Source organism: Nonomuraea sp. NPDC049784 (genome assembly GCF_040659615.1).
Classification (GTDB): Bacteria; Actinomycetota; Actinomycetes; order Streptosporangiales; family Streptosporangiaceae; genus Nonomuraea.
Window position 1 is genome coordinate 1 of sequence record NZ_JBFAMX010000433.1, and the last position, 8902, is coordinate 8902.

Annotated in this window: 8 protein-coding genes and 2 pseudogenes; 3 read left to right on the forward strand and 7 right to left on the reverse strand. The window is 68.3% G+C overall.

The genetic code is table 11. The features are described from left to right. Window positions 1–274: pseudogene (locus tag AB0J09_RS46560) on the forward strand (transcriptional regulator); the annotation flags it as partial. 480 nt (window positions 275–754) lie between these two features. Here AB0J09_RS46560 and AB0J09_RS46565 read toward each other — a convergent pair. The 7 genes from AB0J09_RS46565 to AB0J09_RS46595 form a co-directional block, all read right to left on the reverse strand. Continuing rightward, window positions 755–1492, reverse strand: a complete 738-nt coding sequence (locus AB0J09_RS46565) for an SDR family NAD(P)-dependent oxidoreductase (protein ID WP_360706375.1) — start codon at window positions 1490–1492, stop codon at window positions 755–757. Between the two features lie 39 nt (window positions 1493–1531). Beyond that, window positions 1532–2317 carry an SDR family NAD(P)-dependent oxidoreductase gene (locus tag AB0J09_RS46570; protein ID WP_360706377.1) on the reverse strand — a complete coding sequence of 262 codons (786 nt, stop codon included), beginning with the start codon at window positions 2315–2317 and terminating at the stop codon, window positions 1532–1534. A 38-nt stretch (window positions 2318–2355) separates the two neighbouring features. After that, window positions 2356–3402, reverse strand: a complete 1047-nt coding sequence (locus AB0J09_RS46575) for an asparaginase (RefSeq protein WP_360706380.1) — start codon at window positions 3400–3402, stop codon at window positions 2356–2358. Window positions 3403–3416: 14 nt separating this feature from the next. Next, a complete protein-coding gene (locus AB0J09_RS46580) occupies window positions 3417–4406 on the reverse strand; it encodes a GTP-binding protein (RefSeq protein ID WP_360706382.1) in 990 nt (329 codons plus the stop codon). Then, a complete protein-coding gene (locus tag AB0J09_RS46585) occupies window positions 4403–4708 on the reverse strand; it encodes a hypothetical protein (RefSeq protein ID WP_360706385.1) in 306 nt (101 codons plus the stop codon). Before AB0J09_RS46585 ends, AB0J09_RS46580 begins: the two co-directional genes overlap by 4 nt. Window positions 4709–4795: 87 nt before the next feature. Continuing rightward, the gene (locus tag AB0J09_RS46590) at window positions 4796–5707 is read right to left on the reverse strand and encodes a polysaccharide deacetylase (protein ID WP_360706388.1); all 912 of its coding nucleotides are present in this window, start codon (window positions 5705–5707) and stop codon (window positions 4796–4798) included. Between the two features lie 76 nt (window positions 5708–5783). Next, a complete protein-coding gene (locus AB0J09_RS46595) occupies window positions 5784–7097 on the reverse strand; it encodes an MFS transporter (protein ID WP_360706390.1) in 1314 nt (437 codons plus the stop codon). A gap of 503 nt (window positions 7098–7600) precedes the next feature. On the opposite strand from AB0J09_RS46595, the gene AB0J09_RS46600 reads away from it, so the two are divergent. Beyond that, the gene (locus AB0J09_RS46600) at window positions 7601–8347 is read left to right on the forward strand and encodes a GntR family transcriptional regulator (protein ID WP_360706393.1); all 747 of its coding nucleotides are present in this window, start codon (window positions 7601–7603) and stop codon (window positions 8345–8347) included. A 180-nt stretch (window positions 8348–8527) separates the two neighbouring features. Next, a pseudogene (locus tag AB0J09_RS46605) lies at window positions 8528–8902 on the forward strand (2-methylcitrate dehydratase); the annotation flags it as partial.

Genomic DNA, 8902 nt, shown 5'->3' on the forward strand with positions numbered 1-8902 from the left:
CAACGACCACCGGCTACGGCGGCTGGTCGCGGAACTGCGGGGCGGCAGTGACCGGTTCGCCGAGCTGTGGGACTCCGGCGCCGTCGGCCACCACGAGGCCGCCCGCAAGACCATTGATCATCCGCACGTGGGGCCCCTCACGCTGGACTGCGACGTACTCACAGTCGCGGGCAGCGACCTGCGCATCATGCTCTACACGGCCGAGCCCGGCACCGAGGACGCCGAACGCCTCGCACTGCTGACCGTACTCGGCACCCAGGCCCTCATCGGGTAGCCACCCTGGCCGAGGCGGCGGCCCAGGTCACCAGATCAGAACGTAGCGGCAGTGATCATCAGCTCGCCACAGACGTCGCGGGGATAGCCGCAAAGCAACGCCCACTCCCCCGCGGAGGCGCTGATCAGATCTAGCGACACGCATCAGGTCGCCCGGTTTCGGTGCCGCCATCGCTGTTGTGCGGGGTCCCAGGGTTCTTCGCGGACCAGTGCCAGCGCCGCATCGCCTACCAGACGTCGCGCCAGAGACACTGACAGGGCCCCAGGCGCACACCGCACCGTAGCGGACGCTCAGACCCACTCTCCCGTGCAGCCGCAGGTCAGAGCCGACGACATAGTTCCCGGCACCCGCATGACCCGGCTCCACCGGACAACGCCCGTGTCCTACGGCGAGATCGACTCGTACGCGGGCCACGACCTCGCCGCCCGCGGGAGCCGCACCAGGGAGATCGTATCGGCGCGGCATGCTGTACGGCGGACGTCAGGGCATGACGTCCCCGGAGTTGGGGCCCAGGGTCTGCCCGACGTAGAGATTGCCGCCGGGTTCGCTCGCCAGCAGGACCGCAGTGGGTGCGACCTCCTCCGGCCGGCCGAACCGGCCCAGAGGGAGCTCGGCGCGCTTGGCGGCCTTCCACTCCTCTGTGATGCCGGCCACGAGCGGGGTCTCGACAGGGCCCGGGGCGATCGCGTTGACCAGCACGTTGTGTTCGGCGACCTCCAAGGCGAGGGACTTGGTGAAGCCGATGACACCGGCTTTGGCGGCGGCGTAGTGGGTGAGCGAGCGCCCTCCCTTGATGCCGAGCTGGGAGGCGACGTTGATGACGCGGCCCCACCGCCGCTCGACCATATGGGGGACGACGTGGCGGCAGCACAGGAAGACTCCGGTGAGATCTATCGCGATCGTCTCCGTCCACATCTTGAGGCTCATCTCGGCCAGCGGCGCCTCGGTCAGTATTCCGGCGGAGTTGACGAGAACGTCGATCCTGCCCAGCCGTGCCATCGCGGCTTCGACGGCGGCGGCCACAGCCGTTTCGTCGCTCACGTCGACGGCGACATGGCCTGCCGCTCCGGCCTCCGTGGAGACCTTGGCCGCCAGCTCGGCGTCGCGGTCGGCGACGATGACCTCGGCTCCTTCACGAACGTAGGCGCCGACGATCGCGCGGCCTATCCCGCTCGCGCCTCCGGTGATGAACGCTGTCCTGCCTGCAAGAACCGGCATGAGATCCTCTTTCACTTCTTACCGACCTATGTGTTCGTCTCAATCAGGCATGCGCGCAGTGAGCCCGCCGTCGACGACGAACGCCTGACCGGTGACGTAACCCGCGTCGTCGGAAGTGAGGAACCGGATGACCGAGGCGACCTCCTCGGGCCGTCCGACCCGTCCCCAGGGAATGTCCTCTCCCGCGCGGGCCAGCCCCTCCGGGCCCAACGAGTTCACCGGATCGGAAGACTGCGGGGTGACGATGAGCCCGGGAATCACGGCATTCACTCGGATTCGGCGGGAGGCGAGCTCCACAGCAAGGCTGCGGCAAAAGCCGACCACTCCCGCCTTGGCCGCGGCGTAATGTGCGTGCTCCCCCCAGCCGTACACACCACCGGCGATCGAGGAGACGGCGACCATCGCGCCGTCACCCCCTATGCGCGCGGCCGCGGACCGGAAGGTGCGCAGCACACCTGTCAGGTCGACCTGCAGCATGTCATCCCAGGCGTCGTCGGTGAGTTCCGCGAGCGCGGCCTTGCGCAGCACGCCCGCGTTGGCCACCGCGATGTCGAGGCGGCCCCACTCGTCGATCGCACGCTGCGCGAACGCCTCGACCTGCGAGGCGTCGCGCACGTCCACCGCGTGCACGACGCACGTGCCCCCGGCCTCCTCGACCAGGCGGACGGTCTCGGCGGGGTCGTGCGGGTCGCCGGGGTAGGCGCCCACCACGGTTCGTACTCCGTGGGAGGCGTAGGCCACGGCCAGGGCGCGGCCGATGCCGCTGGCGGCACCGGTGATGATGGCGACCCGGCCGGAAAGGCCGGATGGGATCGGTGATGTCATGTTGACCTCCGGTGGTGGCAGGTGTCGGGCCCGAACGGTCAGCTGCCTGCTCGGGCATCAATAGGCGCGGAGACGGACATGTTGAGCTGCTCGAAGGCGTTCCGGGCGTCGGCCGGGCCGGCCCCTGCCGCCAGGAGCAGGCTCAGCAGTATGCGAGCCTTCAGGCCGTCCAGGAATCCCGACGGGATGAGCCCACGGGAGAGCAGGTCCCGCTCGGAGCCGGGGAAGCCGTACGTCTCCCGCAACAGCTCGCCGCCGCCGGTGCGCGAGGCCAGAACGACGGGCAGGCGCCGGGCCAGCCGCTCGAGCACCGGGACGACGCGGGCGGGCACGTGGCCGCCGCCGAAGGACTCGACGACCAGGCCGGCGTACCCGAGCGCCTCCACCTGCTCGACCAGGCGGAAGTCGTCGCCGAGGGTGGACTTCAGCAGTGCCACCGCGGGCACGTCCTCGCCCACACCGGTGGGCGTGCCCTGCAGCGCAGGAGCACGGAAGGCGATACGGGGGCGACCTTCAACCATCCAGCCGAGCGGGCCGGCAGTCAGGGAGCGGAACGTCGCGGGACTGGACGTGTGTGTCTTGCGCACGAATCGGGCCGCGTGGATCTCGTCGTTGAACACGACCAGAGTGCCGAGCCCGGCGGCCTGCGGGGACGCCGCCACCTGCACTGCGGCGAGCAGGTTGGCGGGGCCGTCGGGGCCGGCGAGAGTGGGGTTGCGCATGGCTCCGGTCACGACGACGGGTCGCGGGCCGCGCACCAGCAGGTCAAGGGCGAAGGAGGTCTCCTCGATGGTGTCCGTGCCCTGGGTGACGACCACACCCATGTCGCCGGTGTCGAAGCGTTTTGTGATCTCCGCGGCGAGGGAGACGAGGTCGCTCAGGCTGAGATCACCGGACGGTGTCTGGCGGAAGGCCACCGTTTCCAGCTTGGCAACCTCACTCAACTGGGGCACCGAGTCCACGAGCTCTCTGGCGCCGAGCCGAGGCCTGACCCCCGCCGCGGGGCCGCCCGGGCTGTTCGTCGAGGCGATCGTCCCGCCGAGGGAGAAGACCGTCACCTGGGGCAGCCCCGACTGAACCGTCATAGTGTCACTTCCTTTCATTTGATGGCGAGAAAGGTGTGAAACGAGCGCTCGAGCAGCTCGATTTCGATGTCGCGGACGATGAAGACCAGCCGCGTGCCGGTAGGGACCGGGCTGCCCAGGTGCTCGGGTCGGTGCACGACATGCTGAACGCCGTTGACGGCCACCGGCCCGACCCCACGGACGTCGAGCACGCCCTTGACCCGCAGCACGTCGCCACCGCGGCTGTGCAGCAGCAGGCTTAGCCACACGGAGAAGGCCTGCCAGTCGAGGGGCTCGTCGGTCACCACCTCAAGGGTGGACACGCCGGTGACGTGAGCGGTGTGGACCACGGGCGGGGCGGTCGGCCTTCTCCGCACCGACAGTGCCTCCTCGGCGCGCAGCAGCTCACCGTTGGCCGTGACGCTGACGCTCGCGGACGGGTTCACCTCGCGCAGCCGCCGGACCAGTCGGTCCACGTCGTCGGGCTCGGCCAGATCGGCTTTGGTGACGACGACCTCGTCGGCGGCCAGGAGCTGGCGGAGGGCGACCTCCTCGAGCTCGATGCTGTCCAGGCCGGTCAGAGCGTCGACGGTGACGCGGACGCGGGCGAGGGCGTAGTGATGCTTAAGGACCGGGTCGTGGGCGACGGTGAAGGCGATGGGTCCGGGGTCGGCCAGCCCGCTGGTCTCGATGACGACGTGGTCCCGGCGCGGCGCGTCTCCGCGCTGCTCGGAGTCCAGCAGGTCAGTCAGTGCCCGGGCCAGGTCCTCCTTGCGGGTGCAGCAGGCGCAACCGTCCGGCAGGGTGACCGGGCGCTCCCCGCGGGTGGTGAGCAGGACGTCGTCGACCATCGTGCGACCGAAGTCGTTGACGATCACTGCGGGCGCGTGCGCGCCGGCGCGGGACAGCTCGCGTCGCAGCAAAGTCGTCTTGCCCGACCCCAGAAAGCCGCTGAGCAACGTCACTGCGCGCCGGTTCTGGCTGGACGGGGTCTGCGTGGGGATACCCGACTGCGGGACGGTCACGCGTCCGCACCCGACGGACCTGGTGCCAGAGCCTCGAGCAGCACGGGGTCGAGCACATCGATGCGCCGGGAGCTCAGATTCTGGGCCACCTGCCACACCGCGGGCAGGCCGGCGGCGACCTCTGCGGCGCCCTTGCGGTTCGCGATCACGCAGTGCGGGCCGGTACCCGGATCGGACACCGTCAGCCCGTAAGGGGCGAGGACGGCTGACAGGATGCGGGTACGCCGGTATAGCGAGCGGCCTGGCACCGCGTCCGAGACCCCGTCCGACCAGTGGTCATCGGGAACCAGCTCATAACACAACACACACATGAGATCGCCTACCCTTCGCGTCGTCCGGCCTGGCCAGGGGCGGGTCGGGTGGCCGTGCCAGCCGGCCCGCCCATCCGTTCAGGAACCCGGCATGAACGGGCTGCCCTCGGGCCCGGGGAAGGGGTAGCGCGTGCGGAAGTCGTCCGCCGCCGCCTCCATGGTGACCCAGCTGACACCCTCGTGGCCGTTGATGTACTCGATCAGGCGCTCGAGCATGAGCAGCACCTGCGGCCGCCCGGAGACGTCAGGGTGGATGGTGAAGGCGAACACACCGTAGTCCTGCTCGCGGTACACCCAGTCGAACTGGTCCTTCCACCACGCCTCGACATCGCGGGGGTTGACCCAGCCGGCGCTGTTGGGGGACTTCTTGATGAACATCATCGGCGGCAGGTCGTCCATGTACCAGTTGGCACCGATCTCGACCAGGTCGATGACCTCACCGCGGCGCAGCGGGTTCATCCAGGTGGCGGCCTCCTGGCTGTAGTCGATCTTCGTCCAGGAGTCGCCGACCCGGGCGTAGAACGGCATGAAGTCGTGGAAGCCCTGGCTGTGGTCGTAGGTGAATCCATATTTCTTCAGCAGCGAGGCGGTGTTGTTCGACATCTCCCACCAGGGCGCGACATAGCCGCGAGGGGCCCTGCCGCTGACCTTCTCGATGAGGTCGACACAGTAGGAGAGGACGTCCTCCTCCTGCTTCGCGGTCATGGCGACCGGGTTCTCGTGCGAGTAGCCGTGCGCGCCGATCTCGTGGCCGGCGTCGACGATCATCTTGACGGAGTCGGGGAAGGTCTCGATCGAGTGACCGGGGATGAACCAGGTCGCCGGGAGATCGTACTTCTGGAACAGCTTCAGCACCCGTGGCGTGCCGATCTCCCCGGAGAACATTCCGCGCTGGATGTCCGACGGCGAGTCCTCGCCGCCGTACGAGCCGAGCCATCCTCCGACGGCGTCGATGTCGACGCCGAATACGCATTTGATGTCCTTGGGCATGTTGATCCCCTCCTGGATAGCAGCGCCGTGGCGGCACCGGACTGTTTCACTGGAATGGCTGGGAAGGGGCTCGGAGTCAGTCGAGCCGTACCTTGCGGGGGTTGATGTTGCGGGCGCCGAGGATGATCAGACCCGAGGCCGCGATCGGCAGGCAGCCGAAGATGAAGGCCGTATGCGTCCAGCCGTCGCCGGCGGCCAGGGCCCAGGTGATCAGCACACCGCCCAGGATCGCGCCGACCTGCCCTGCGGCGTTGGTGATCGAGCCGCCGGTCGCACGGGTGTGGACGGGGAAGCTCTCGCCGTTGAAGAACAGCAACGCCGAGTACGGGCCGATCAGGAAGAACAGGCCCGCGCTGTAAAGGAAGATGATCAGTCCGAAGCCTCCATTAGGGGCGAGCAGCATGCCGCCGAAGGAGACTCCTGCCATGATCCATCCGATCGCGATGGCGTTGCGGCGGCCTATCCGGTCACCGAGCCAGCCATGGAAGACGTAGCCGGCGAAGGCCGTCGCGTTGGAGATGATCAGGATGGCCAGCGCGTTGTCGAACGTGATGTTCTTGCCGTCCTGGGCGGTCAGCAGCGAAGTGCCGAGGATCGCGAAAGTGAGGACGCCGAGCCAGTTGAACAGGGTGGCCGCGCCGATCACCAGGGTGGAGCGCAGCGACTCGCCCTTGAACGCGGACGCCAGCGGGGTCGACTGGTCGGTCAGGTCCACGCCGGCCGAGGCCGCGAGCGCCTTGGCCTCCTCGGCGCGTCCTTCGGCCAGCAGCTTCTCCGCATGGTGACGCGCCGCGAACTGCGGGCTCTCCTTGAGGTAGCGCGCCGCCCAGAGCATGAAGAGGGCCGGGAACACGGCGACGATGAAGCACAGCGCCCAGCCGCCGATTGGGAACAACAGGTAGATCGACGCGGCCGCGAGCACGGAGCCGATCGGCCAACCCGACTGCACCAGTGAGTAGATCAAGCCGCGGCGGCGGGCCTTGGCGGGGTCGGAGTAAACGTCGGCGAACAACTCGTTCAGGTAGGTCGCGTTGATCGCCTGCTCGGCGTAGCCGAGACCGGCGAGGGCCCGTACCAGGATCAGCAGCACGACGCCGACACCGCCGACCGTGCCGGCGACCCAGCCCGAGAGCGCGGTCAGGAGCGAGGCCGTGGCCGCTCCGATGACGGCGATGATGATGCCCTTGCGGCGACCGACTCGGTCCACGAAGGGTCCGACGCCGAAGGCGACGAGCGCGGTGCCGGCGGTCACCCAGGTGTTGATCTCGGTGGACTGGGCCGATGACCAGCCGAGGTCAGCGGCCAGCGTGGGAAGGAGGTTGCCGAACAACACGAAGTCGTAGACAGCGAAGGTCCAGGCGAAAAAGCACACCCAGGTCGCGATCTTCACGTCCCTGGCGGTGACGCGATACGGCTGGGAGGCCAGCCCGGTAGAAACATTTGGTGCTGCAGAATGATCCATTCCCTGTGTTCCGTTTCCTAGCGTCCGCACCGGGCTGATGAGACGAGATGGTGGGGGTGGGCACGGACGACGCATCGGTCCCTGCTGGGGGAAGGCCGATACACGCAGGCGTTCGTCGGGGGAGCGATGAGGTCTGTCCAGTCGCGCGTGCCCTGGTTGAGTCATGACCAAATCGGCGAATATGTAGGGCCATTTAAGGCCATGGGTTGCCACTGGTCAAGGGGCCGTTTGCCGTCATTCGGCATCCGCCGCGCCATGCTTGCAGTGCTGCCGCGTCCTCGATGCAGCGTCCTGCACGGATGCGGCCCACTGTAGCGATCTTGACCGCGGGTCCCGGGTGCTCCGCCGCCAGCAGGGAGGCTTTAAGATAATGTCCACCATTTGATACAACAAATGCGTCCTGCTAGACCCCAGCCCTAGGAGGAGCCACCGTGAGCTCAGAGGCAAAGGCGGAACCGGCGTTCCGGCGCGTATGGGGCGATCTCCGGACGCAGATCCTCGGCCACGCTTTCCCCCCGGACACCCCCCTGCCCACCGAGGCCGAGATCGCGCGCCAGTACGCCGTGAGCCGCCAGACCGTCCGGCGCGCCTTTCAGGACCTGGTGGCCGAGGACCTGGTGTTCCGCGTGCCGGGCAGGGGCACCTTCGTCACCCCGGCCTCGGGGCGCTACCTGCGCCAGTTCGGCTCTGTCGAGGACCTCATGGCCCTGTCGGCAGACAGCCAGTTGCAGGTCCTGCGCCCCATCACCGCCGCGGTGGACCCCACCTCGGCGGGGCGGCTGCGTCTGTCTGACGACCGGGTTGTCACGATCTCCTTCCTGCGACTCCATCAGGGGGAGCCCTTCTCGCACACGAACGTCTATCTGCCGCCCCGCGTCGCGGCACACCTCGACGGGGCCAAGGAGCTCTCCGACCCGGGAACGGTGAGCCGGATCACCGTCATCGGCCTTCTCGACCAGGCCCTCGAGGCTCCGATCCAGGACGCCGAACAGAGCATCACCATCGGGACCGCCTCGCCTGAGGTCGCGGAGAGCCTGGGCCTGGCGCTTCACACTCCCCTGCTGCGCATCGATCGGATGTACTTCGACACCGACGGCGATCCGATCGAGCTGGCGATCAGCCACTTCCACCCTGACCGGTACTCCTACCGAACCCGGCTCCGCCGCCACCGCGCATAGAGCTGCCGCGCGTACTCCGAGCCCTGATCCAGGCGCACCCCGCGGGAGCCCGGCCGCTGCCGGCACCTCACCACGCGTACGTCTACCGCCTTTCAGCGGAGTGTTGACTCCTGACGCACTTTTCTGCATAAATGGCCGTACATTTAAGTGCTTAGTCATCGCGCACGAGGAGCTGGATCTGTGACGGCCATTGCCGAGGAGCTGGCGAACTGGGCCGCAAACCTGCGCCCCACCGCAGAGGACCTCGAACTAGCGGACCGTTCCCTGCTGGACACGGTCGCGGTCGCGGTCGCAGCCCGCAATGAGTCCCTGGTCCGAACGGCCTCGTCGCTGTCGGAGACGGCACGATGGGCTGTGGCAGCGCACGTGCTCGACTTCGACGACCTGCACGTGGAGTCGACGACCCACATCAGCGCCATCTGCGTTCCGGCGGTGCTGGCAGTCCGGGGCGACGCGCGCGCCTACCTCGCCGCCGCCGGCGTGATGGCGCGGTTGGGAACCGCGCTCGGCTGGTCGCACTACACCTCCGGCTGGCACGCCACCACTACTGCCGGC

What these genes read in the sequence shown, in the direction of transcription:
- AB0J09_RS46565 (WP_360706375.1), bottom strand. Translation starts at nt 1,492, where the DNA reads ATGCCGGTTCTTGCAGGCAGGACAGCGTTCATCACCGGAGGCGCGAGC.
- AB0J09_RS46570 (WP_360706377.1), bottom strand. Translation starts at nt 2,317, where the DNA reads ATGACATCACCGATCCCATCCGGCCTTTCCGGCCGGGTCGCCATCATC.
- AB0J09_RS46575 (WP_360706380.1), bottom strand. Translation starts at nt 3,402, where the DNA reads ATGACGGTTCAGTCGGGGCTGCCCCAGGTGACGGTCTTCTCCCTCGGC.
- AB0J09_RS46590 (WP_360706388.1), bottom strand. Translation starts at nt 5,707, where the DNA reads ATGCCCAAGGACATCAAATGCGTATTCGGCGTCGACATCGACGCCGTC.